16 protein-coding genes, 3 tRNA genes and 1 pseudogene are annotated in these 23,114 nt (G+C 48.1%); 14 read left to right on the forward strand and 6 right to left on the reverse strand.

What is annotated here, in order from left to right; translation table 11 throughout:
* Window positions 1–1,215: an AAA family ATPase gene (locus tag AC2204_RS12390; RefSeq protein WP_318925865.1), complete on the reverse strand. Its 1,215-nt coding sequence runs from the start codon at window positions 1,213–1,215 to the stop codon at window positions 1–3.
* A gap of 1,308 nt (window positions 1,216–2,523) precedes the next feature.
* Between AC2204_RS12390 and AC2204_RS12395 the strand changes: the two genes are divergently transcribed.
* The 13 genes from AC2204_RS12395 (at window position 2,524) to ptsP (ending at window position 19,146) form a co-directional block, all read left to right on the forward strand.
* On the forward strand, window positions 2,524–4,524 hold the full coding sequence (locus AC2204_RS12395; protein ID WP_318925866.1) for a replication initiator protein RctB domain-containing protein: 2,001 nt from the start codon (window positions 2,524–2,526) through the stop codon (window positions 4,522–4,524).
* Window positions 4,525–4,781: 257 nt separating this feature from the next.
* Window positions 4,782–7,076, forward strand: coding sequence for a patatin-like phospholipase family protein (locus AC2204_RS12400; RefSeq protein WP_318925867.1), 2,295 nt, complete (start codon window positions 4,782–4,784; stop codon window positions 7,074–7,076).
* A 217-nt stretch (window positions 7,077–7,293) separates the two neighbouring features.
* Window positions 7,294–8,748, forward strand: a complete 1,455-nt coding sequence (sufB, locus tag AC2204_RS12405) for a Fe-S cluster assembly protein SufB (RefSeq protein WP_318925868.1) — start codon at window positions 7,294–7,296, stop codon at window positions 8,746–8,748.
* Between the two features lie 67 nt (window positions 8,749–8,815).
* The gene (sufC, locus tag AC2204_RS12410) at window positions 8,816–9,568 is read left to right on the forward strand and encodes a Fe-S cluster assembly ATPase SufC (protein ID WP_318925869.1); all 753 of its coding nucleotides are present in this window, start codon (window positions 8,816–8,818) and stop codon (window positions 9,566–9,568) included.
* Window positions 9,540–10,979 (forward strand): Fe-S cluster assembly protein SufD, encoded by a 1,440-nt coding sequence (gene sufD, locus AC2204_RS12415; protein ID WP_318925870.1) that lies wholly within the window; start codon window positions 9,540–9,542, stop codon window positions 10,977–10,979. Before sufC ends, sufD begins: the two co-directional genes overlap by 29 nt.
* 15 nt (window positions 10,980–10,994) lie before the next feature.
* Window positions 10,995–12,281: a cysteine desulfurase gene (locus AC2204_RS12420; RefSeq protein ID WP_318925871.1), complete on the forward strand. Its 1,287-nt coding sequence runs from the start codon at window positions 10,995–10,997 to the stop codon at window positions 12,279–12,281.
* 6 nt (window positions 12,282–12,287) lie between these two features.
* Window positions 12,288–12,749 carry a Fe-S cluster assembly sulfur transfer protein SufU gene (gene sufU / locus AC2204_RS12425; RefSeq protein WP_318925872.1) on the forward strand — a complete coding sequence of 154 codons (462 nt, stop codon included), beginning with the start codon at window positions 12,288–12,290 and terminating at the stop codon, window positions 12,747–12,749.
* A gap of 14 nt (window positions 12,750–12,763) precedes the next feature.
* Window positions 12,764–13,318: a putative Fe-S cluster assembly protein SufT gene (gene sufT, locus AC2204_RS12430; RefSeq protein ID WP_318925873.1), complete on the forward strand. Its 555-nt coding sequence runs from the start codon at window positions 12,764–12,766 to the stop codon at window positions 13,316–13,318.
* Window positions 13,319–13,375: 57 nt separating this feature from the next.
* Window positions 13,376–13,699: a Rieske (2Fe-2S) protein gene (locus AC2204_RS12435; protein ID WP_318925875.1), complete on the forward strand. Its 324-nt coding sequence runs from the start codon at window positions 13,376–13,378 to the stop codon at window positions 13,697–13,699.
* Window positions 13,700–14,113: 414 nt separating this feature from the next.
* On the forward strand, window positions 14,114–14,851 hold the full coding sequence (locus tag AC2204_RS12440) for an MIP/aquaporin family protein (RefSeq protein ID WP_318925877.1): 738 nt from the start codon (window positions 14,114–14,116) through the stop codon (window positions 14,849–14,851).
* A 28-nt stretch (window positions 14,852–14,879) separates the two neighbouring features.
* Window positions 14,880–15,947 carry a dihydroxyacetone kinase subunit DhaK gene (gene dhaK, locus AC2204_RS12445; RefSeq protein ID WP_318925879.1) on the forward strand — a complete coding sequence of 356 codons (1,068 nt, stop codon included), beginning with the start codon at window positions 14,880–14,882 and terminating at the stop codon, window positions 15,945–15,947.
* A gap of 17 nt (window positions 15,948–15,964) precedes the next feature.
* The gene (gene dhaL / locus AC2204_RS12450) at window positions 15,965–16,591 is read left to right on the forward strand and encodes a dihydroxyacetone kinase subunit DhaL (RefSeq protein WP_318925880.1); all 627 of its coding nucleotides are present in this window, start codon (window positions 15,965–15,967) and stop codon (window positions 16,589–16,591) included.
* A gap of 62 nt (window positions 16,592–16,653) precedes the next feature.
* Window positions 16,654–19,146 (forward strand): phosphoenolpyruvate--protein phosphotransferase, encoded by a 2,493-nt coding sequence (gene ptsP / locus AC2204_RS12455; protein ID WP_318925882.1) that lies wholly within the window; start codon window positions 16,654–16,656, stop codon window positions 19,144–19,146.
* Window positions 19,147–19,242: 96 nt separating this feature from the next.
* On the opposite strand, the gene dhaR is transcribed toward ptsP, so the two are convergent.
* The gene (dhaR, locus tag AC2204_RS12460; RefSeq protein ID WP_318925883.1) at window positions 19,243–21,198 is read right to left on the reverse strand and encodes a dihydroxyacetone kinase operon transcriptional regulator DhaR; all 1,956 of its coding nucleotides are present in this window, start codon (window positions 21,196–21,198) and stop codon (window positions 19,243–19,245) included.
* 231 nt (window positions 21,199–21,429) lie between these two features.
* Here dhaR and AC2204_RS12465 point away from each other — a divergent pair, with 231 nt between their 5' ends.
* Window positions 21,430–21,975, forward strand: a complete 546-nt coding sequence (locus AC2204_RS12465; RefSeq protein ID WP_318925885.1) for a hypothetical protein — start codon at window positions 21,430–21,432, stop codon at window positions 21,973–21,975.
* A 124-nt stretch (window positions 21,976–22,099) separates the two neighbouring features.
* On the opposite strand, the gene AC2204_RS12470 is transcribed toward AC2204_RS12465, so the two are convergent.
* The 4 genes and pseudogenes from AC2204_RS12470 to AC2204_RS12485 all read right to left on the reverse strand — a co-directional run.
* A tRNA-Gly gene (locus AC2204_RS12470) sits at window positions 22,100–22,174 on the reverse strand.
* Between the two features lie 7 nt (window positions 22,175–22,181).
* Window positions 22,182–22,257: transfer RNA gene (locus AC2204_RS12475), tRNA-Thr, on the reverse strand.
* Between the two features lie 44 nt (window positions 22,258–22,301).
* Window positions 22,302–22,392 (reverse strand) — tRNA-Ser (locus tag AC2204_RS12480).
* 242 nt (window positions 22,393–22,634) lie between these two features.
* Window positions 22,635–23,114, reverse strand: a pseudogene (locus tag AC2204_RS12485) (iron-containing alcohol dehydrogenase); the annotation flags it as partial.

Genomic DNA, 23,114 nt, shown 5'->3' on the forward strand with positions numbered 1-23,114 from the left:
TTACTCCTGATTTAAGTTGGCCCAGTGACTATGCATCACTCGCTCTAATTCCAGCCCAACTCGTTGAATGGCATCCTGCGCAGTAGACAAGGTTTTCTTGCCTCCTTCAAAATCAGCAGCAGTCAGATCAAAGACAGTACTGTAAGTGTCGGCACAGGTTTCAAAAGCCCTGCTGCGTGGAACGGTTGCCATCATGACCTGTTCTTGCAGCAAGTAATTCATTTCTGTTAGTACAGAAACTTGCTTCTTATTATCATCTTCGAACATGGTTGGCATCAGACGAATAAATTCGAGTCCGTGCCATTCTTCCGGAAACATTTCATAAACAGTCGGTAAATGCTGGAAAAAGTTGACCGTTGAAGCCCAGTCAAGACGCTTCGCAGCACAGGGAATCAGCAGCGCATTTGAAGCATACATCGCGTTCCAGACCAGCGGATCTATATGCGGACCCGTATCGATCATGATGACATCAAACTCGTCGGCAATGGGGTCAATCATCCGCTCTTTAAGCAGACGGACGATATCCAGATCTTGGTTAACAGCTAAATCTTGCCATGCATCAGCATTAAACATCGCGTCTTCAGGGAAAGCAGCAATGGTTTTCAAATTAGGATACTGGGTTGGCATCACAACGTTATTCATCAGGAAATCTTTATTCATTTCCTCACCTTCCGGCACATTTCCCAGCATGACATCGACAGCTGAATAAATGGTGTCTTGCTCACCCACACTGATCAGCGGGTTAAGGAATAAACGCAGAGAGCCTTGTGGATCGAGGTCAATGAGGCAGATACGATAACGTTTATCGAGATCAAGCGCCAAACATGCCGCCAGATGTACCGCCGTCATAGATTTCCCGGTGCCGCCTTTTTGGTTCTGGACATTAACAATCCATGGCTTACGGCCAGCGCCTTCACGCTCAAAAAAGGCTGGCTTTTTCGCCGCCTTCATCAATTTATGTGCTTCATCTAGCGTAATAGAATAATGGTTGGCATTATTTTTTGTAAATTGATGGCCCGTTGCTTCCATACGAGAAATAGCATCATCCAATTTACGACGCGTCAAACCTGAACGAGTTTCCATCAATGCTTTTGACATTGGTGGGAAATGTTCATCACGACGCTCTTCTAATACGATTTCGATACGGTCAGCTTGTACTTGTTTAGTCTGCTCTGCAATGTTGAGCAAATTTTGAATTGTCTGTTCCCTATTCATTATTATTGTTCGCCATGATTATTGATGGCCCTATTGTACAACAAAATCAACAATTAACAATAAAAAGCTGAACATCTTGATGTGATGTTAACCGCAAGTAAAAAACAGGACAATGACGCAAAACATACTTATTCTCGTGACGTTCCGTTTTACTTTGTGTTCAATTGAGCCACGCAAACTGCAACACATTTAAACTGTTACGGCGTCACTGTTTTACAATGTAAATTGAACTGAGCTACTGAAATACACCAGATCACTCCGGAAGCGTGAAAAAAGCACGATAAGTTACGGCTGTTGTCATTTGAATCAGAAAACACTTAATACTGAGGATCACAACTGGCTGATCCTCATTAAAGTCGAGCACTAAGAAAGAAATCAGGCTGAAATCAGTTCATTACACTTAAACCAGTGACGTCAGATCCTGATGGGAGTCACCTGAACAAAATTCATCCAAACCAACTTGATCATTGTTCCGTAATTTACTCCGTTGTCTGAAACTATGATCAAGAGAGCAATGACCCAGTCTACGAATAGAATAACCGTCGACAGACGCCAGAAAAGATCGGAAAAATGATCAAGAAGGAGGGCATCACTTTGTCGATCCTATGATCTTGTTCGGAAGCATGTTAAATAGCCGCTAGTTTACGGCGAATGTAGATTGTATCTGGCTTAATCAGACCAATTAACACCACACATCACGACGAGAACCGACAAAGGCAGAGCCCTTCATCATATTGAAATACGCAATATGGGCCATGATCATCGCTCCGGCAACGGACACATGAATAAAAAACACTTAGCTACGGTTGATGTCATTTCAATTTTGCTTAAAAATACAGCACGCCGAGAAAAAAACGTAAAAGATAATGAAAAGACCCGTCTATGATCATTCTTCCGGGCCAAAAACATCCGCTGGGTAGCTGAATTCAAAAAATAGCACCCGGAGATGTGGATAACTCAGTGGATAAGCTGTAAACGTTTCTTGATCATCGTTACAGACTGTTATTGATCATTGTTTCGGAGAGTTAATGATCATGTTTCCAGACCCTGTATGATCATGCTTTCACGTTGATGTTGATCAGCGTTCCGAACGCACTATGATCATCGTTCCCTTTGGGGTAAAATAAAGAGTCTTTAAAATCATAATCTTACACTCATATTTCCGCCCGGATCATTAGATCACTACATCATATAGATCACTAATAATCATAAAGATCAGTATTTAAATCTTTAAATAAAAAGATCTTTATTTATTGATCTTTTTCGATTAATCTTTCGGAAAGATGATGCTTCTACGGCTAATGGCAAATGAAATCGGCTCGACCTAGCAATAAAAACAATATCGAGAAAATCCTCATTCCAGCACCAAGATCCCACAAAGACGGGCACTTGTTTGCGATCCCACCAACACTCGTGGACTGGTTACCTCAGTACCAGCACTTCAAAGGCGTAACCAGAAGTGTTATTGAATTGCTGAATCTGATCTCACTACGGGGATTATCGACTCAGGATGGCATCGTATCAACCACAGAGCTGGTCGAAGCGACAGAAGGTCAACTTACCCGTGCTGCTATCCAACAACGGCTGAGAGCGGCTGTGACAGTCGGTTTATTTAGTCAGCAGCCAGTCCGGTTTGAAGAAGGCCTGGCGGGTAAGACCATGCTGCATCATTTTATCAATCCTGCGTTACTCGTTTCTCAGCTAGGTACGGGTAGCCTGCTTTCAGAGCAGAGCAAGGAAAAAGACAAGCAGAAACGTTCGAAGGCTTTGGCACAAAATCATGTTAATCGCCGCCTGCTTAACGAATATGGCTTGGGTACTCCCCCGAGCATGCCAGATGAGGCTGATCAGATTGTGGTGTCGCCAACCAGTTGGGCCGGGATCATTGATCAGGCATTGGCGCCGCCACGGACGAAAAAAAGCTATCAGAAGGCAATGGTTGCGATCAGTGGTTCTAAAGCGATCATCGAAACACGATCGTCGAAATCGATCATGACCGTTGATGATCTGATGACCCTGTTTGCCCTGTTTACCCTCACTGTTCAGTATCACGATCATCATCTGTCGGATTATGAGATCCAGTCGCGCACGATGGGCAACAAAACCCCGGTTTATATCACGGATATTCTGGCTTTGCGTGGTAAAAAAGACAGCGGCCCGGCTCGTGATTCGATCCGTGAGAGTATTGACCGAATCGAATTTACTGATTTTCAGCTGCACGAATTAACCGGTCGCTGGTTAAGTGAAAATATGCCGGAAGGTTTTAAAAGTGATCGTTTCCGTTTTCTGGCCCGGACCATTACCGCCTCCGAAGAAGCCCCTCAGGAAGGGGATGACGGAGAGATCCGGATCAAACCAAACTTGTATATTCTGGTTTGGGAACCGTCATTCTTCGATGAACTGTTAACCCGTGATTATTTCTTCCTGTTTCCGCCTGAGATCCTGCGTCAGCATTCGTTAGTGTTCCAGCTCTACACTTTCTTCCGGACTCGTATGTCGCGGCGGGTAAACGATTCGATGTTGTTGAGCGAGCTGAATCAGAAACTCGGGCGAAATATTGAATGGCGCCGTTTTTCATCTGATTTAATTCGCGAGCTGCGTAAGTTGGCGGAAGATAAGATCACCGATGATATTTTTGCCGTTAATCTTTGGGGTTACCATCTGACGATCACGCCGGAAGATATCAATAAGCGTTACTGCGATTATCAAATCGACATCAAATGCGATGCTGATGAAGTGATCCGATACTCCCGGGCAAAAACCACTAACGAAGGTAAGCGGAACATGGCCCCGACCATGCCAAACCCGTTACGTAACGAGATCATGCCTAAACAGCAGCTTGATCAGCTTTCCGCAATCATTGATGGTGAGTTTGAGCCTATTCAGCGAAAGGAAGGCCGCCCTAAGGGACGTTTAGGCCGGCGGGTCAAGTTGAGAAAACACTTAGTTGAGATTAATGCCGATGAGTTGACGATTGTCTTATCTAAATATACATCGTCAGAAGCGCTGCAACGCAGTATAACGGCCTTATCGGCTATGACCGGGCACTCAGTCACCGCAATCACAGAAGAGTGCCACTGCTTCTTAGAGAAGCTTGATTGGCTCCATGTCGCCGGTGAAGTTGTCCCCTATGAAACACTGAGTAAAACCGTTGAGTTATACAACAGCAAACAAGATGATCGTCATTTGTCGATCGAGCGTCTGATCTCCGGGCTTGCCGTACGGCGTAAGGTATGCAAACTGGTCCACGAAGGTCACATCAATGAACAGGTCTTATCTGCGCTGGATGATGTGGCACGGGGTATCTAAACAGCACCTGAGTGTGAATCATTGGGTGCTGTTTACAGTGTAAATTTATTGGCTATTACGTGTAACAAATAAAAGAAAGGAGAAAACGATCTGTTTCTCCTTTTTTATCTACCTTCTGATTAACTATTCTCAATGTCCCTCAAATCATTTTAATTACCGCTGAAAGCTTCCTTCTTTAGTACAATCGCATGTAACGTTCATTGTCATCATAGACGGTATATGTTCGGAAAGTATCTGTGGGTGTATTAGGGAGCTTTATGTCATCGTTTGAACGGTATCGAATGGGATCATGCCTGTTGCTAATGGCTGTTCTGGGTCAGAGCGCATGGGCGCAACCGGCACCTGAGGTAAAAGTGCAACCGGAGCGAAAAAAAATAGCATTGGTTCTCAGCGGGGGAGGGGCCAAAGGGGCAGCCCATATCGGGGTACTTGAGGTACTTGAATCCAATCGGATCCCGATTGATATGGTTACCGGTACCAGTATGGGCGCTTATGTCGGCGGTATGTACGCCTTGGGCTTATCGGTTAAAGAAGTCAAACACCGAACGCTCGCGGCTGACTGGCAAAGCGGTTATGAAGACCGTGTCGGGCGCAATGATCTGATGCTGCGCCGCAAACAGCAGGGGGATGATTATACGCTACATACCGATTTAGGGGTCTCGCTCGATGGTGAGTTTCGTGTCAGGCCGGGTGCCTTTCAGGGGCAGGGGATGGCAGTGTTACTCCGCTCCTTGACAGAGAACCTGCCCGCGTTATCTTCCTTTGATAAGCTGGCTATCCCATACCGAAGTGTCGCAACCGATATCGCCCAGGTTGAACCGGTTGTGATTGATTCTGGTCATCTGGCAACGGCCATGCAAGCTTCCATGACGGTTCCCGGCGCGCTGAAACCGGTTCGCTGGCATGACAAGCTTCTGGTTGATGGTGGGGTGGTGAATAACATGCCGGTAGATGTGGCGCATAGCTTGGGGGCTAACGTAATTATTGCGGTCGACTTGCGAGATGGTTTGCTCAGTGAAGATGAGCTAAACAGCGCTCTGAATATTGTCTCTCAGCTGACCACCTACATGACCAATTCCAGCGCTGATAGCCAAAAGGCACTGATGCGTCCCGGGGATGTGTATTTGCAGCCCGATGTCTCTTTTATGATGGCGCCGGATTTCGATCAGATGGAACGGGCCTACCATGCCGGACGTGATACCGCCTTAAAGGCCTTACCTACGCTGCTGCAATATCAGTTATCGGAGCCTGCCTATGATGCTTATGTCAAAGAAAAGCTGAACCGCCGCAGTCAGCTCTCAGCCAGTCAGGCTTATTACATCGATGCCATTGAAATTGAAAACCGGACCTTATCGTCGGATCAGGCTTTAGTCGCGTTGCTTGATCTGGACGTTGGCCGAGTGGTTTCAAATGAAGAATTGGAACAAGCCGTAAATCGTCTGCATGCTCAGGATATTTTTTCCCGCATCACGTATGTGATTGAGCAGCAGGAGGGGGCCAATATTTTACACCTCGATGTCAGTGAAAAATCCTGGGGGCCGGGTTACCTGAATTTTAAGTTTGCTTTTGAAGATGATTTTGCCAACCGCTCAGACTTTTCCTTCGGGGCTCAATATATCTATACCGATTTGACGGATCGAGGCGGAGAGTGGAAGTTTGAATGGCAAATCGGCAGCTGGAAAGAGGTGAAAACCGAGTTATATTTTCCATTAGACTACCAGCAAAAATATTTCACCGCTTTGGGCCTTGGATGGAATAGCGAAATTCGCACCTTTAATATCATTGATGATCCGCGTTTAGTCGCTGAGAGCGGTATCAGCGCATTGAATATAGATGTCGAATATAAGCGGGCGAATGTATTTGCTGAAACGGGCTGGAATGTTAAACCGTGGAGTGTGATGAAATTGGGATTCCGTGGGCAGTCAGGGGATGCTTCTTTATTGCTTGATGATGCCCAAGAAGACTATGAAGCGTATGGACCTTACCTGGCTTATACCCATGATAATTTAGACAACTTCTATTTCCCTAGCTCTGGCTGGGGATTTGATATGGAGCTGGGTTACAACCGTACGCGCAGTACATTCATTGATGATAGTGTTGATGATGAAACCTATTATTACAGCGCCCGCGTCATGAAGCCATTTTCTTATCAGCGCCATACCGTGGTTGCACTGGCCAAAACGGCAGGCTCCGATTCTGATGAATTAATTCCAGTCTATATCCAGGATTTGGGCGGGTTATTCAATCTTTCTGGCTATCACCGCTTCGAGCTTAATGGCCGTTACAGTGCATTCGGCGCGATGGTTTACCGCTATCGGCTGCTTGATAACGACTTTGGTGTTTTTTCGTCGCCGGTATTCATCGGTGGTTCGTTAGAGCGGGGAGGGGTCTGGAATACCGATTCAGAAGTGAGCTGGGACAGTTCTATCAGTGCCGCCAGTGTTTATATCGGGATCGATTCGCTATTAGGGCCGCTTTATTTGGGTTACGGCCAGGCCGAAGGCGGTAAGAGCTCATTCTATCTGTCACTGGGCAGCAGTGGGTTTGATTAACGAATTAATTAACTCAGGTAAAGATTTGTGCGAGCCATTGCGGCTCGCTTTTTATTACCTGTTATACCTATGGGCATTGCTCTTCGCTCGACCTTGCTGGATCAGGACTATAATTGTTCCATACCGGTTATTTGGTTCGGTATACATCCGGGCTTGAAAGCCTGAACGTTTGTGATCACCGAGAATTCATCGCAAAGGCGGCAGGTAAGGAGGGGGGATGACAAGGCGTACCAAACCGATAGATGGGTTTGTTAATGAAGAATATCCTCATGGTTTTGTAACTGACATTGACGAGGAAAGCTTACCGCCAGGCTTGAATGAAGGTGTTATCCGTTATATTTCTGCCAAGAAAAATGAGCCGGACTTTATGCTGGAGTGGCGCTTAAAGGCCTACCGGCACTGGCTGACGATGAAGGTGCCGACCTGGTCTAAGTTGCATTATCCCCCGATAGATCCCAATACGATCAGCTATTTTTCTGCACCAAAATCATTTGCTGCCGGGCCGAAAAGCCTCGCGGATGTTGATCCGAAACTTCTGGAAACCTATGAGAAGCTGGGTATTCCGCTGCATGAAAGAGCGATCCTCGCCGGGGTAAAAGGGGCGGTTGATGCAGTTTTTGATAGCGTCTCTGTGGCGACGACCTATAAGGATCAACTGGCCGACGTCGGGGTGATCTTCTGTTCTATTTCCGACGCCATCCAGAACCATCCTGATCTGATCAGGAAATACCTGGGCACGGTGGTTCCTTATACCGATAATTTTTATGCGGCACTGAATGCGGCGGTGTTTAGTGACGGCTCTTTCTGCTATATCCCCAAAGGCGTGCGTTGTCCGATCGAGTTGTCGACCTATTTCCGGATCAATGCCGCCAAGACCGGGCAGTTTGAGCGGACCTTGATCATCGCTGAAGATGACAGCTATGTGAGTTATCTTGAGGGGTGCACCGCGCCGATGCGGGATGAACACCAGTTACATGCCGCCGTTGTTGAACTCATCGCGCTCGACCGTGCCGAAATCAAATATTCCACCGTACAAAACTGGTATCCGGGCGATAAAGAAGGCAAGGGAGGGATCTATAATTTTGTCACCAAACGGGGGTTATGTCGGGGTCAGCATTCGAAAATATCCTGGACCCAGGTGGAAACCGGATCGGCAATAACCTGGAAATACCCCAGTGTGATATTGCTGGGGGATGGCTCGCAGGGTGAATTTTCTTCGGTTGCCTTAACCAATCATTATCAGCAGGCCGATACCGGAACCAAAATGATCCATTTAGGTAAAAACACCTCAAGTACCATTCTCTCCAAGGGGATCTCCGCCGGTCAGGGCTCCAATGCGTATCGCGGCTTAGTCAAGGTTGGCCCGAACGCGTGCAATGCGCGCAATTACAGTCAGTGTGATTCGTTATTGCTAGGGGATCGCTGTAGCGCGCATACTTTTCCCTACATGGAAGTGAAGCACCCGTCTGCGGTGGTGGAACATGAGGCGACGACATCAAAAATCAATGAGGAGCAACTGTTTTACTGTATGCAGCGGGGGATTTCCTCTGAAGCCGCCGTGTCGATGATCATCAATGGTTTTTGTAAAGACGTGTTCAGAAAATTGCCGATGGAATTTGCAGTAGAGGCACAGGCACTGATGGAAGTGAGCCTGGAAGGTGCGGTAGGTTAAATAAAGTGTGGGTAAATAAACGGGGCTAGCGGGTTGCCGGTAGCAAGCGGTCAGGAGGTATGAAGGCATGTTACATATTAGCAATCTGCATGTCAGCGTCGATGATAATCCTATTCTCAAAGGCTTGAATCTGGAGGTTAAGGCCGGTGAAGTTCATGCCATTATGGGACCCAACGGTTCAGGTAAAAGTACCCTGGCAAATGTGTTAGCGGGTAACGATTCTTACATAGTTACGGCTGGCGAGGTGCAATTTATGCAACAGGATTTACTCTCGCTGACCGTAGACGAACGAGCGTGTGAAGGGCTGTTCCTGGCTTTTCAGTATCCGATTGAAATCCCCGGCGTGAGCAACATTCAATTTCTTAAAACGGCGGTTAACAGCCAGCGTAAATACCACCAGCTTGATGAGCTCGATGCCATCGACTTTTTACAGCAGGTCAAAGCGAAGCTCGCCCAGGTTGGCATGGATGAAAGTCTGCTCTATCGGGCCGTGAATGAAGGATTTTCCGGTGGAGAGAAGAAACATAATGAGATTTTACAGCTGCTGGTGTTAGAGCCATCGCTGGCTATTTTGGATGAAACCGACTCCGGGTTAGATATCGACGCCCTGAAGGTTGTTGCCGAAGGGGTGAATTCATTTCGTAACCAAGAGCGGGCGATCATTGTAGTAACCCATTACCAACGATTACTCAATTTTATTCAGCCAGATTTTGTTCATATCATGATGGGCGGTAAGCTGGTTCGAACCGGCGGTCCGGAGCTGGCGTTAATGCTGGAAGAGAAAGGTTACGGTGAGTGGGTGGCAGGAAGATCTGTCTGATGAAATTAGCAGCGAGCAGAGGGCGCTAGTTGTGCTACCGGAGGCGATAATGAATGCAACGGAGCGATTTTGTAAAGCCTATCACCAGAGGTGGTTAGCCTCGGGCGAAACCGACGGTGCGAACTGGCTAAAGCAATTGCGCGATGATGCCTTTGCAAGCTTTACCGAACAAGGGCTACCGGGCTCGCGGGAAGAAAACTGGAAATATACCCGGTTAAATAAGATTGAAGAGCCAGAGTTTGGTTTTTGGGGACAATCGGGCTTTTCTGGTCAATTAACACCACCACTTGCGGCGATTCAGCCCGGCGGGCTGGCATTGCTTTCTGGTGCTCACCGGCTGGTGTTTGTTAACGGCAAGTATCAGCACGCGCTGTCTGAATGGGGCCCGCGGCCAGAAGGCCTTATCCTGTGCCCCCTGTCTGAGGCGATGAACACCTATCCTGATTTTCTGCGCCCATATTTAGGTCGCATTGCGGATGGTTCTGCTCATCCTTTTGCGGCGCTCAATACCATGTTCATGGATGATGGCATCTTTTTAAAGGTGCCGGAAAACAGCCGCATGTCCACACCGATCTATTGTCTGTTTATCTCTGTCGGCACCGAGCGCCCGATGATCTGTTTTCCCCGTTTGCTGCTGGTTCTGGAGCAACAGTCAGAAGTCAGCCTGATTGAACATTATCTGAATATGGAAAGCCGGGCTGGCAAGCAAAACCACAACCATGATTTTACTAATGCGGTGACCGAAATAGAACTGGGTCCCGATTCCCGACTCCAGCACTATACACTGCAGACAGCTGCCACCTGCGAGAGCCACTTTCATGGCTTGCATGTGAATCAGCGGCGCGCCAGCCAGTTCAACTCCCATCACGTCACGCTGGGCGGAGCGCTGGCAAGAAATGATATTCAGGTTCGACTACTCGATGAGCTAGCTGAGTGCCGTCTCAATGGGGCTTATTGTATTGACGGCGCTCAGCATGTGGATTATCACACCCGGATAGATCATCTGGTCCCCAACTGCTGCAGCCGGGAGTTATATAAAGGTGTCGTGCAGGGCAAGTCCCGGGCCGTCTTTCATGGTGATATTGTTGTCCATCGGGATGCGCAACATTCTGACGCCCAGATGGTTAATAAAAACCTGCTGCTGTCGCAAGAGGCGGAAGTGGATACCAAGCCTGAACTGCAGATTTATGCCGACGATGTGAAATGCAGCCACGGTGCGGCGGTCGGACAACTGGATCCGATGGCATTGTTCTATTTACGCTCACGAGGGATCCCACCAGGACTGGCGAAAACGCTGCTGGTAACGGCTTTTATTGATGAAATACAGCAAACAATGGCAACGAAGGCGGCCCGACAGTTATTCCTGCCATGGATGCAGGCTAAATTAAATGTCTTGATGGAAGCATCGTGAAAAGGAGAAGCACTTATGTCACATCGCGACAGGCTGTCATTGCAAGGTCCAGCGTCCGGGCAAGAGAAAAGTGCGGCCGCCGCCGATATTGACTGGCAAGCCGTGCGTGATGATTTTCCACTGTTATGCCAGATGTTTTACGGTAAAGATCTGGTCTATCTGGATAATGCCGCAACGACTCAAAAGCCGAATACCGTCATCAATGCCATTGAGCACTATTATCGTTGTGAAAACGCCAATGTTCACCGGGGTCTTTATGCACTCAGTGAGCAGGCAACCCGGGCTTATGAAGCCTGCCGCGACAAAATCCAGCATTTTATTCATGCCGCTAACCGGGAAGAGATTATCTTTGTTCGCGGCACCACCGAAGCGATCAATCTTGTCGCCCAAAGTTATTTAAGACCGAGGCTGAAGGCGGGAGAAGAAATTCTGATCAGCACCATGGAGCATCACTCAAATATTGTTCCCTGGCAGATCCTGGCGGAGCAAACCGGTGCAAAATTAGCTGTTATTCCAATCACCGATTCGGGTGAAATCAGGCTGGGTGACTACCAGAAAATGTTGAATCAGCGTACACGGCTGGTGGCGGTAACCCATGTATCGAATGTCCTGGGTACGATCAATCCTGTGCAGCAAATGATTGCAATGGCTCACGCAAAGGGTATTCCGTTTTTGGTTGATGGCGCTCAGGCCGCCGCAAAATTGTCTGTCGATGTACAGGCACTGGATTGCGATTTCTACGCGTTTTCATCACATAAACTCTACGGTCCGACAGGAGCTGGGGTGTTGTATGGCAAACAGTTACTGCTGGAATCAATGCCGCCCTATCAAGGGGGAGGTGAAATGATCAGCCAGGTCACTTTTGAAAAAACCGAATATAAAGCACCACCTTACAAGTTTGAGGCAGGCACCCCCAATATTGCTGGTGTGATCGGTATGGGCGCCGCAATCGATTATGTCTTGGAGCTCGGCCTGGCGAATATTATCCGGCGAGATCAGCAGTTGCTGAACTATGCCAGACAGGCCCTGCAGCCCGTAAAAGGGTTGCACATTATCGGTAACGCGCCGAACAAGACGAGCATTATCTCCTTCGTGCTGGATGATGTGCATCCCCATGATATCAGCACGATTCTGGATGTCGAAGCGGTGGCCATCCGGGCCGGACATCATTGCGCCATGCCGCTGATGCAACGTTTTCATCTCCCAGCGACAGCCAGAGCCTCTTTTGCTTTTTATAACAATGAACAGGACATTGATCGCCTGGTGTTAGCGGTACAGAAAGTCAGGGACATGTGGGGATGACAGGCTATGGATGAGATATTACGGGAGTTATATCAGGCATTGATCCTCGATCATGGTCGGCACCCGAGAAACTGTAAAAAAATCGAACATTACACCCATTGTCAGGAAGGCTATAACCCGGTATGCGGTGATCGCCTGATGCTGTATCTCAGGGTGGAAGGTAACAGGGTTGTCGATGCCGGCTTCGAAGGAGAGGGCTGTGCGATCTCGATGGCCTCTGCTTCACTGATGACCGAGCAGATTAAGGGTAAAACGCTTGATCAGACGCTACAGATCTTTGACGCCTTTCATCATCAGGTAATCGATAAGGATCTTGATGAAGATATGTCAGGCCGCTTAGGTAAGTTAACCGTGTTTGGCGGGGTCAGAGAATTTCCCGGTCGGATCAAGTGCGCCACTTTAGCCTGGCATACCCTGAAAGGCTGTCTTAAGGATCCGGATAACCGGCAAACGATCACAACGGAGTGATCAGGGCCCTAATTATGCAAAAAGATTTTGAAGTGGCCACAGTGCTGCGTGATTGCGACGCCATTGTCATTCCCTCTGGCACGCCGGTAACCTTGCCAGCACATTGCCGAGTGGTGATCATTCAGGAGCTGGGCGGGAGTTTTACCGTTAATGAAAACGGGCGGCTGTTACGGATAGCGGACAAAGATGCCGATGCGTTGGGAAAGAAAGCGACGGCTTCAGTTGCGCTTAATCGTGAAACAGACACCTCTTCTGAAGTGGATCTCAGCCTGGTTATGGACCAGCTTAAGACCTGCTATGACCCTGAAATTCCAGTTAATATTGTCGACCTTGGCTTAATTTACACTCTTGATCACAGCCTGCTAATTGACGGGCGTCAGATGGTAAGCATCACCATGACCCTGACCGCTTTCGGCTGCGGGATGGGGCCGGTTCTTGTCGAAGATATCCGGGAAAAAGTACTGCGCGTGCCGGGGGTCGATCTGGTTGATGTCAGAATCGTTTATGATCCTCCCTGGAGTGTCGACATGATGTCAGATGCGGCTAAATTAGCGTTAGGATTGCTGTAACGGCATCAGAATTTTGGTGAGATTTCGTCATGCTGATACCAAAGCGGAGAGAAAATAATGACAACGTGGATGGATGCCATTGCGGTGAACGAGCTTCCTGCCGGAGAGAGTACAGCCGTCGAACTGGGTAATACCGAGCTTCTTCTGGTGAACGCCGATGGTCATTTCTATGCGGTAGAAAATGTCTGCAGTCATGATGGTGAAGCGTTAGCCGGAGGAGAAATCGACGGTGAGGAAATTATCTGTCCCAGGCATGGGGCCCGTTTCTGTCTGAAAACCGGGCAAGTGCTGTGCGCGCCGGCGTATGAAGATATTAAAACATACCCGGTCAGGATCACGGGAAATAGAGTACAGGTTTCAGTTGAATGTGAGCGGGACTGAAACCCTGCTGTTGCAAGCACTATTTCACAAGATCTTGAGCGGGATCTTGGTCATGCTGGATTCAAGCAATAAGTGCAACAAACCCGTCAGCCCCTCTTTCACCTAACCATTGCCAACATTTTTTGTGAGCCAAGTTTCAAATTTGCTAATAAATACACTGAAATTAGCGCCTTTTTTCTTGATTCCCCACGATCTCTCAGTCAGAGAACAAGCCAAAAAGCATGCTTAAACTCAAGCATCTTCAGCTTTATCTTAATTTATGTTTCATTACGGAACGCAATGTGAATTGCAGTAGTTCCATTTTGAAACAAAATGACCTGAGTAACCCCTCTTATCTTGCTGGCATACCATCAGTTTCGACTTTACAGACAAATATATAAATACATATTAATCGAAACACATGAGGTGTAACTGATGAACGTTTTTGTTGCTGAACTCTTTGGAACGTTTTTGCTCGTGCTACTAGGTTGTGGTGTGGTGGCAAACGTCGTGCTAAAGGGCAGTAAGGCGGAAAATTCCGGCTGGATAGTAATCTCTCTAGGTTGGGGGTTTGGTGTCGGTATCGCAGTTTATGCTGCCGGTTGGGTAAGTGGTGCACACTTAAATCCTGCGGTGACATTAGGTTTTTGGGCGATTGGTGGCATAAGTGCCAAAATGGCCATGGTATATATAATCGCACAGTGTATCGGTGCATTTTTAGGTGCAATAGTTCTATGGCTGGCGTACAAACAACACTTCGACGAGACAGACGATCCCGGTATGGTTCTGGCCGCATTTTCAACCGGTGCTGCTATTCGAAATACCAAATGGAACATCATCTCAGAAGCTATTAGCACCGCAGTATTGATGATCGGTATCCTGGCGATTTTCACCGCTAATAACGGAATTGGTGCCGGATTTGGTCCATATGCTGTCGCTATTTTGGTATGTACTATCGGTTTGTGTTTGGGGGGAAATACAGGTTACGCCGTCAATCCGGCTCGCGATTTGATGCCACGTATCGCCCACGCATTATTACCCATTAAAAACAAAGGCAACTCTGACTGGGGCTACGCTCTCGTGCCTGTGGTTGGACCGATAATAGGGGCAGTACTTGGCGCACTGCTCTGGAATAATTTGCTGTTACCCGTTTTCACCCAACAAATAAGCTGACTCTACGCATAAGGATAAGGATAGAACGATGAAAAAGATGATTAATAAAGTCGATAACGTAGTTAAAGAGCAACTTCAAGGTGTTGCCAAGGCTCACCCTGAACTCGACGTAAGCTTAGATCCTATGTATATCGTGCGACGAGAGCATCAAAAGACCAAGGTAGCCCTTATCTCGGGCGGCGGTAGCGGCCATGAGCCGATGCACGGCGGTTTTGTGGGTAATGGTATGTTAGATGGTGCATGCCCGGGTGAGATGTTCACCTCACCAACCCCCGATCAAATGTACGAATGTGGTCAAAAGGTCGATTCTGGTGAAGGGGTGCTGTTTCTGATCAAAAATTACACCGGTGACGTACTGAACTTTGAAACCGCGGTTGAGCTCCTTCACGGTGACGGAATCAAAGTACAGGCAACCCTGATTGATGATGATGTCGCAGTAAAAGACAGCTTGTATACGGCAGGACGTCGCGGTGTTGCAACCACCGTGCTGGCTGAGAAAATTCTCGGAGCAGCGGCCGAAGAAGGCTACAACCTGGATAAAATCAGCGGGCTGGCTAAACGTATTGCCAACCGCGGACGTTCGTTTGGTGTTGCACTTTCCGCTTGTACCGTTCCGGCGGCGGGTAAACCAAGTTTTGATCTGAATGACAGCGAAATTGAGTTTGGTGTTGGGATCCACGGTGAACCGGGTATTGAGCGCCGGGCCTTTACGGATGGCGACACGATCACCAGCGATATGATGAACGAGATCTTAGATAATACGCCATATGAACGTATTGTTCGCCGTTGGGACAATGATGCCGGTGAATGGCAAGACGAATCCTGGGTCACCGAATCGCTCCAGTCTGGCGACAAAGTTATTGTGTTAGTGAACAACCTCGGGGCAACGCCGCAATCTGAGCTTTATATGGTATATCGCAAAGTCGCAGAACTACTGGAGCTGCAAGATATTAAAATCGAGCGCAACCTTATTGGCAGCTATTGCACGTCATTAGACATGCAGGGCGTTTCTATCACAGTGCTAAAAGTCGATGATGAGATGCTGTCCCTGTACGACATGCCCGTTAACACACCGGCAATGCGCTGGGGCTGCTAAGCATTAAGGAATAGATAATGACAATTACGAAGCAACAAATCGTTCAGTGGCTCGAAACATCAGCCGACGTCTTTAAAGACGAACAAGGTTTTCTGACTGAATTAGACAGAGAAATTGGCGATGCTGATCATGGTCTAAATATGAACCGCGGCTTTCAAAAAGTGAAAGAGAAATTACCGAGTGTTGCCGATAAGGACATTGGTACCATTTTAAAAACCACGGGAATGACCCTGCTTTCGAGCATCGGTGGGGCCAGTGGCCCGTTGTACGGTACTTTCTTTATTCGTAATGCAGCCAGCGTGATGGCGAAAGAAGAGCTAAGCCTTGCTGAACTCACCAAGATGCTTCAAGACGGCATGGACGGGATTGTTCAGCGTGGAAAAGCGGAAGTGGGTGATAAAACCATGATCGACACCTGGAACGGTATCATGGAAAGCCTGAAGAAAAACCAAGATGCCAGTGTTTACGATGCCTTGAGTATCGCTGTGGCAGAAGCTGAAAGCGCAATGAAAAACACCATTCCAATGCAAGCGAGAAAAGGACGAGCAAGCTATTTAGGTGAGCGTTCTATTGGCCATCAAGACCCAGGTGCAACATCCTCGTACCTACTTTTCACAGAACTGCGCAACGCTTCAGCGCTATAAGTACATCCCATCCTCTTTGTTGTTCGAGGTGGCATCGCGCCACCTCAGTTTAAGGTTTGATTATGGTCAGTATTGTAATTGTTTCCCACAGTCCGGATTTAGCCAAAGGCGTCCATGCGTTGGCAGCCCAGATGACCCAGGGAAAAGTAAAAATAGCCGTCGCAGCCGGTGTTGATGATCCTGAGAACCCAATTGGTACCGATGCCGTTGCCGTGATGATGGCAATCGAAGAGGTGTATTCTCCGCAAGGCGTCCTGGTTCTGGTAGATATGGGCAGTGCAATTCTAAGTACGGATATGGCATTAGAACTCATTAGTAGTGAGCAGGCCGCCAATGTACACGTCTGTGCTGCGCCGCTAATTGAAGGCGCCATGTCGGCAAGTGTTGCAGCTGCGGCAGGCATGCCACTGGATGAAGTGATCAATGAAGCACACAGTGCATTATTAGCAAAATACCAGCTGTTAGACCAAAGCGCCAAGCTTCCTGGTGGTATACAGGCAAATTCTCAACCTGATCCTGTAGAGAGTGAAAACGAAATTGAATTTGAGTGGCGGGTGAAAAATCCTCACGGCATTCACGCCAGACCTGCCTCTGCGATTGTGGGCGCCATCAGTCCATTTGATGCCCAAGTCTGGCTGAACTGCCATGACACGCGAGTCAGTGCCAAGAGTATCAACAGTATTGCGTTATTGGGCGTAAAACAGGGCGACAGCCTAACCTGTATTACCAGCGGGAAAGAGGCGCAACAGGCGTTGCAGGCTTTCGCCTTACTCGCAGAGAGCCATTTTAATGAATCTATTGATGAGAGAAGTGATGAGGTGGTGGTTGCCGCTCCCCATCAGGTACACCGCGTTGCCGAAGAAGACGGACGCTTGAGTGCTATTGGCGCATCCGAGGGGATTGCCATTGCACCAATTTGGCACTACCGGATCACCATGCCCGAAGCACGCAAGCGTGACTATTTAGATTATGAGCAGGAATGGCAGCTGTTTGACCAGGCGTGTGATATCGCCCGGCGAGATCTGGCCGAGTTGGCAAACCAAACTGCAACCGCAGGCTCAAAATCAGAAAGTGAAATTTTTACCGCGCACAGCCAAATGCTGGCAGATCCAGAGCTTGGCAATCAAATCAAGCAAATGCTAAAGGATGCGGTCAATGTGGACAGTGCCTGGTTGCAAGTCATCGAGCAGACGGCGCAGGCATACAAAGACTCATCAAGTGAATATATGCAGGCACGGGCCAACGATGTTTACGATGTGGGCCGCCGGGTGATGGGGCTACTTATTGGTGAAACGGAACCTCAAATTGTGCTTACTGAGCCGGTCATTTTAGTTGCCACGGATCTTTCACCATCAGATACTGCGCAGCTTGATCCGCATATGGTCCAAGGCATTATCCTGGAGCAGGGAGGGAGTACATCACACTCAGCCATTCTTGCCCGTGCGCTGGGGATCCCGGCCGTCGTTGGGCTCAACGACATCATGTCGCGAAGCCAGGAGGGCGACGTCGCGATTATTAACGGTAGCAGCGGCGATGTCTGGCTGGCACCGATGGCGCAACAGCTTGCAACCGCGCAGCAAGAACTTGAAGGTATTCATCGCCAAAGAGAGCAAGACCAGGCGCTGGCGATGGAAAAAGCCAAAACACAAGACGGCAAGCTGGTGGATGTCTTTGCCAACCTTGCCAGCGTGGAAGATGCTGAGCAGGCGCTTGCCTGCGGAGCCGAAGGGGTCGGACTGGTGCGAAGCGAATTCCTGTTTATGGATAGCGAGCAAGCACCGTCCGAGCAGAGCCAGTATGAATTCTATTCTCGCATTGCCGGAGTCTTCGGTGAAAAGCCGGTGATCATCCGGACTCTCGACATTGGTGGCGACAAGCCTTTAGCTTATTTGCAGCAAGGGGCAGAAGAGAACCCGTTCCTGGGATGCCGGGGCCTGCGTTTATGTTTACAAAATGTGGATATATTCAAACTGCAGCTGAACGCCTTGCTTCGGGCCCGGGCAGAACATCCTAACCTGCAAGTGATGTTCCCAATGGTTTCAACCCCTGATGAGTTGCGCCAGGCGAAATCTCTGCTCGAGTCTTGCTATCAGGCACTGCAACATGATGGCGTGTCAGCCGCGATACCAGAGATCGGTATTATGATTGAAGTGCCTGCGGCGGTAGCTAATGCCAAACAGTTAGCCAAAGAGGTAAGCTTCTTCAGTATTGGAACTAACGATCTTACCCAGTATGTGATGGCAGCCGACAGAGGTAACGATGCGGTCTCCTACTTAGTATCTGCGGCTCAGCCTGCAGTGTTGCGGATGATTGAAATGGCGGCGCAAGCGGCTCACGATGCCGGGATCACCATTGGGATCTGCGGTGAGATGGCCGGCGATCCCAAGCTAACAGCGACTCTCATCGGCTTGGGTATTGATGAATTGAGTATGAGCCCTATCCGTATTGCTGGCGTTAAGCAGGCGGTGCGTACCACCCAGAGCAAGCATGCAGCGTTAAAAGCAAAAGAGCTCCTAAATGCCGAGACCTTAGGGCAGGTACTGGCCATGCTTTAAGGAGCCACTTTCAACCTAATAACAAAGCCGCACGCAAGAGTGCGGCTTTTCACTGCCGTTCATCTCCCTTTTATACTCAAACCACTTCATCTCTGTTTATTTATAATCTGCCATATCAATACCGTAGCCCTTTAGCTTGCGCCATAGCGTGGTGCGACCCACCTGCAAATCGTCACACATTGTGCTGATCTTGCCTCGACAATGCACCGCAGAGCGAATGATGGTGTTCTTTTCAGCATCGGCCAGAGAGTTTGACTGTAACTGTTTATCCCCAAACGCTTCTTGTTCTGTCGCTGAAAGAATGCTATCGGGTAGATCTTTGACCCGGATCACACTCTCATGGGCGAAATTGGCAGCGCGCTCGATAACATTACGCAGTTCTCTATGGTTGCCAGGCCAGCGATACTGCATCAAAAGTGACATTGCCTCTTGGCTAATGGTAAGGGGAGTTTTCTTTTCAGCTTCCAAATAAGTGAGTTTACGTTCAACTAAGGTAGGTACATCCTCAATGCGTTCGCGAAGCGGCGGTACTTGGATATCAAACGTTTGCAACTCTAAAAGTAGTTGCCGGCGAAAATGATTTTCCACCACATACTGATCGAAATCGATATTAGACGTTGCAACGATACGAACATCCAGTGAGACAATATTGCCGTTCATGCGGTTTAACAGCCCTGTTTTTAGCAGGTGGAGTAAGGCTGCTTGTACTTCGGAAGACAGACACTCCACTTGATCAAGAAACAAGGTGCCCCCGTTAGCCAGTTCAAATTTCGACACAGAGGCTTGATCACCGTCCAGTGCCGAGCCTAAAAATTCGGTCGCCATTAGCTCTTTGGGAATGGCCTGGCAGTTAATGGCAATAAAGGGCTGGCCATGTCTTTCACTGGCGTTGTGGATCGCTTGGGCAAGGTGGCTTTTTCCTATTCCATCCTCCCCATGGAGCAGAATAGGTCCGCGCCCTTTTGCGGCGTGGTGCGCTTGGCGGATCACGCGCTGCATGGCATCTGACCCCCCAGTAATGTCATCAAACGTTAATCTTGCTCGGTTTCCGGCATGCTGATGCACTAAATCGCGAATATGCTTGAGCGGATAGAGTAGGGCGATATAGCAGTGGGTATCGTTTTGAGCGTTTCTCACAATCTTTAGTGACATCACCAAGGAAATCAGCCGGCCTTTACTCTCTATTGTGGTTTCGACCATATCCAGCCCTTTTCCACGCTTGATGGCCTGGCGTACACGCTGAGGCATCGTGAGAACTGAACTGATTTCTTGGCCCAATTCACTGGGTGTTAAGCCCAGGAGTTCACAGCCTTTTTGATTCAAATAATGAATCTTTCCATTGGGGTACCACGCCAGTACACCTTCATCAACACCTTCCAGCAGGACATGTACCTCAGATAAGTGCTGATTAGACTCTGTTAGCATGCTTTCAGCTTGCATTTGACTGGCAATATCGCGTGAAGCGGAATGAATTAAGCCCAACGCAGAGACGCTGGCTTTTTCGACTGGCAGCACCAATGCGACGCAGCCATGTGCTGAGCCGGTACCATCAAATATTGGGGCGGCGTATACCGCAAAATCGTGTAGCGCCTGTTTAAAGTGTTCAAAGCCAGCCGTTCTGGTCGCTTTCGCTAAATGCATGGCACTTGAAATCGCGTTGTTACCTATTATGCCTTCCCGCCAATAAACACCTTCCTGAATACCGAGTGCACCAAGTTTCTCTTGCATAACACTGTCTGCGTAGAAATAAAGGGTACAGCCGGTTTCATCGCAAACTAAAAAAGCACAGCTGTCGTTTTCCAGATACTCATAAATATCTTCGATAGCCGGTACGGCAATATTTAAAAACTGTGCTTTGCTTTTTTGTATTGAGGCAAAAGTTACCCCTTTAGCTCTGTGTGGTATCGACCAGTGATCGTGGCGCTGTTGTCGACGACAGCGAGACCAAACTTGCTGTAGGTGCGGATCAATATCGGGGAGTTCAGCCTCCACAGAGGACTGAGAAACAAAGGCGTGCCAAATATCTTTGGTTAATGTGCGACGAGATTGCATAGGAAACATTACTGCTTATTTGATTCAGCCGTCATCTTAGCGTTTTGGGTCAGAAAAAAATAATGCCCAGATTGGAATATCGATTTTTAGCAAAGCCCATTTTCATTAACAACAGAACGAAGGAAACCAGGAGAAGGCTGAATTATATTCTATATTGTAGCTATAGGTGCATTGGGTCAGTCCGTCGTTATCACGAATGAAGCCTAACAATATAATGTATAGAGGGCCGCCATGCTTACATACTTTTATCTAGATATAGAAGGCATTGACAGTTTATATTCACAGATTGCCGATATCGGTATCGCTGGATTGACTGCAGACTCAGAGCAACCAACACTGAAAGCAACGAGCTACCTTACCACAGAGCAAAAATTGGCCACAGTCCTCAAAGTTCTGCGGTTAAAAGGAAAACTGTTCGCCTCTTTGGACGACGCTCTCGAGCAGGCAAAGCAGGCGGAGGGAGAACCTGAGCCTTTATATTTTGAGTTCGTAGAAAATTGCCTAATCCCCGGAAGGAAAGAATTTGAGTCAGCCGACGAATTCTTCACATATATTCATTACAAGCAAATTATTGGATTTACATTTGAGCGACACCCTGATGTAGCCATGACGGGGGATCTCTACAAGTTCGAGCACGCTAACAGAGAAGAAACGAGAGGTATACTCAGTCCCCACCTCCAATTAATTATGAGCAGTGGAGAGGTTAAAATGAAAGGCTTTGGCGTTCTTCATTCAATGCCTTGCTACGTTAAACCCTTTTATTTGAGTGGTATATGATCGTTTTGGAAACTAAAGGCAGTATGTCGGAATACACCTCGATGACAATAAAGATGCACAACCATTAGGCTTTGACGGGCAAAATAATATGGCGTTCTGACGACTGAACTAAGAGGGAATGAAGTGGAGCGTGCAGCGGGAATCGAACCCGCATCATCAGCTTGGAAGGCTGAGGTAATAGCCATTATACGATGCACGCAAAATAATGGTGCCGACTACCGGAGTCGAACTGGTGACCTACTGATTACAAGTCAGTTGCTCTACCTACTGAGCTAAGTCGGCACACTTTATCTTGTTGTATTCATGCTTACGCTCAAATACGAATTTGGCGGAGAGATAGGGATTTGAACCCTAGATACGCTATAAACGTATGCCGGTTTTCAAGACCGGTGCTTTCAACCACTCAGCCATCTCTCCAAGGCGGTAGATAGTAGGGAATACCGAGGACAATGTAAAGGTTAACTGTGTTAACTGCTTAATATGTAACCTATAGACGTGATAAGCATTGTTCGCGCCGAATGTTGAGAGTGGGATCATCAATTGTTGGGGGGTGGTGTGAGGCATATTGTAACCACAAATGACAGCATCATTTTTTCCTTTTAACCCCGCCAAACAGGCGGGGTTAATGGTTGTTAGATTGCACGAGCCAATCAGAAAATTTAAGCTATAGCGGCTTCTTTTTTCGCTTTAGCGGGTTTTTCAGCTTCAGACTTGTTGTTAACACTTGTATCTTCGAACGTTTCACCTTCAATATATGCATTTCCATAGTAGGATGCTGTCAGTATTTTTTGCAGCTCGCTGATTAGAGGGTAACGTGGGTTTGCACCAGTACACTGATCATCAAACGCTTCAACTGATAGCTCGTCTAGTTTCGCCAGGAAGTCAGACTCTGGAACACCAGCTGCCTGGATAGATAATGGAATATCCAAATCACCCTTAAGCTCTTCTAACCAAGTTAGCAGACGCTCAATTTTCTGAGCGGTACGGTCGCCCGCTTGAGACAGACCCAGGTGGTCAGCCACTTCTGCATAACGACGACGCGCTTGTGGGCGGTCATACTGAGAGAATGCCGTTTGCTTGGTTGGGTTATCGTTCGCGTTGTAACGGACAACGTTAGAGATAAGCAGTGCGTTAGCTAG

It is taken from the genome of Photobacterium sp., assembly GCF_057456235.1.

Excerpts from the sequence above, each read along its gene's own strand:
- sufC (WP_318925869.1), top strand. The coding sequence starts at position 8,816 with ATGTTACATATTAGCAATCTGCATGTCAGCGTCGATGATAATCCTATT.
- sufT (WP_318925873.1), top strand. The coding sequence starts at position 12,764 with ATGCAAAAAGATTTTGAAGTGGCCACAGTGCTGCGTGATTGCGACGCC.
- AC2204_RS12465 (WP_318925885.1), top strand. The coding sequence starts at position 21,430 with ATGCTTACATACTTTTATCTAGATATAGAAGGCATTGACAGTTTATAT.
- AC2204_RS12390 (WP_318925865.1), bottom strand. The coding sequence starts at position 1,215 with ATGAATAGGGAACAGACAATTCAAAATTTGCTCAACATTGCAGAGCAG.
- sufB (WP_318925868.1), top strand. The coding sequence starts at position 7,294 with ATGACAAGGCGTACCAAACCGATAGATGGGTTTGTTAATGAAGAATAT.
- AC2204_RS12440 (WP_318925877.1), top strand. The coding sequence starts at position 14,114 with ATGAACGTTTTTGTTGCTGAACTCTTTGGAACGTTTTTGCTCGTGCTA.
- dhaK (WP_318925879.1), top strand. The coding sequence starts at position 14,880 with ATGAAAAAGATGATTAATAAAGTCGATAACGTAGTTAAAGAGCAACTT.
- dhaL (WP_318925880.1), top strand. The coding sequence starts at position 15,965 with ATGACAATTACGAAGCAACAAATCGTTCAGTGGCTCGAAACATCAGCC.
- ptsP (WP_318925882.1), top strand. The coding sequence starts at position 16,654 with ATGGTCAGTATTGTAATTGTTTCCCACAGTCCGGATTTAGCCAAAGGC.
- sufU (WP_318925872.1), top strand. The coding sequence starts at position 12,288 with ATGGATGAGATATTACGGGAGTTATATCAGGCATTGATCCTCGATCAT.
- dhaR (WP_318925883.1), bottom strand. The coding sequence starts at position 21,198 with ATGCAATCTCGTCGCACATTAACCAAAGATATTTGGCACGCCTTTGTT.
- AC2204_RS12395 (WP_318925866.1), top strand. The coding sequence starts at position 2,524 with ATGAAATCGGCTCGACCTAGCAATAAAAACAATATCGAGAAAATCCTC.
- AC2204_RS12420 (WP_318925871.1), top strand. The coding sequence starts at position 10,995 with ATGTCACATCGCGACAGGCTGTCATTGCAAGGTCCAGCGTCCGGGCAA.
- AC2204_RS12400 (WP_318925867.1), top strand. The coding sequence starts at position 4,782 with ATGTCATCGTTTGAACGGTATCGAATGGGATCATGCCTGTTGCTAATG.
- AC2204_RS12435 (WP_318925875.1), top strand. The coding sequence starts at position 13,376 with ATGACAACGTGGATGGATGCCATTGCGGTGAACGAGCTTCCTGCCGGA.